Here is a 1,239-nt window from a genome sequence, read left to right as displayed (position 1 = left end):
GCAGGGCCCGCCGGAGGTCCGCCGGGCGGCGCCGCCGGGGCCCGTCAGCGGGCGGGCAGCACGCGGTCGAGGCGGCGCAGGGCCTCGCGGATGCCGTCCGCCGTGATCGCGCCGTACCCGAGGACCAGGCCGTTCACCGGCGCCTCGGTGACGGCGAAGTCGGAGAGCGGGAACAGGGCGACGCCCTCGGCCTCGGCGGCGCGGACGGCCTCGGCGTCGGACCGGCCGGACAGCGTCGCGCTCAAATGGAGCCCGGCGGCACACGGGACGGGGGTGAGGCGGCCAGCGAAGGCGGAGCCCAGCGTCTCGGCGATGAGTTCGTGGCGCTCCTGGTAGATCCGGCGGGAGCGGCGGACGTGGCGGGCGAGCAGCCCCTCGTCGATGAACCGGGCCAGCGCCGCCTGGACGGGCGGGTCGCCGTGCCAGGACGTGACGTACCGGGCCATCCGGAACGCGTCGTGCAGGGCGGGCGGGGCGACGAGGAAGCCGAGGCGCAGCACCGGGCGCATGACCTTGGAGAACGTGCCGAGGTAGAGGACCCGGCCGTCCTCGTCCAGGGACTGCAGCGGCTCGACCGGACGGCCGCCGTAGCGGAACTCGGTGTCGTAGTCGTCCTCGATGATCACGACGTCCCGGCGGCGGGCCCAGTCGAGCAGGGCGCGGCGGCGGGCCAGGGACATCGGCATGCCGAGGGGGAACTGGTGCGACGGGGTGAGGTACACGGCGCGGACGCCGTCCGGCAGGGCGTCCACGCGCAGTCCCTCGGCGTCCACCGGGACGCCGGTCACGCGCATCCCCTGCGAGCGGAACAGCAGGTGGGCGGGCGGGTAGCCGGGGTCCTCGACGGCGACGTGCGCGCCCGGTCCGAGCAGGACGCGTCCGACCAGGTCCAGCGCCTGCTGGATGCCCGAGGTGACGATCACGTCGGCCGCGCTCGCGCGGACCGACCGCGACACCCCGGCGTGCCGCGCGATCGCCTCGCGCAGGACGGGCAGCCCGGCGGGGTCGCCGATGTCGTGGACGCCGGGACGCAGCTCGGCCGCGATCAGCCGCCGCCACGCCTCGTACGGGAACAGGCGCGTGTCGGTGAGGCCCGCGCGCAGGTCGTACGGGACGTCCGGGAGGCGGGACGGCCAGGCGCGCAGGTCCGACCAGCCGGGGCGCGGGCGCAGCGGGGAGGCGGCGGGCGCGTGCCGGGACGGCGCGGGCGCGGCCGACTCGCGGACGAACGTCCCCGCG

1 protein-coding gene is annotated in these 1,239 nt (G+C 77.2%); it reads right to left on the bottom strand.

The genetic code is table 11. The annotated features are described in order from the left end of the window. Nucleotides 1–44 precede the first annotated feature (44 nt). Nucleotides 45–1,239, bottom strand: a 1,195-nt coding sequence (gene pdxR, locus DZF91_RS23605) for a MocR-like pyridoxine biosynthesis transcription factor PdxR (RefSeq protein ID WP_147341320.1), incomplete at its 5' end; no start/stop codon positions are given.

Origin of the sequence: Actinomadura logoneensis (genome assembly GCF_003428695.1) — a bacterium.
Lineage (GTDB): Bacteria > Actinomycetota > Actinomycetes > Streptosporangiales > Streptosporangiaceae > Spirillospora > Spirillospora logoneensis.
Note: the sequence above shows the minus strand (reverse complement) of the source record. Positions and strands in the feature narration are given on the sequence as shown.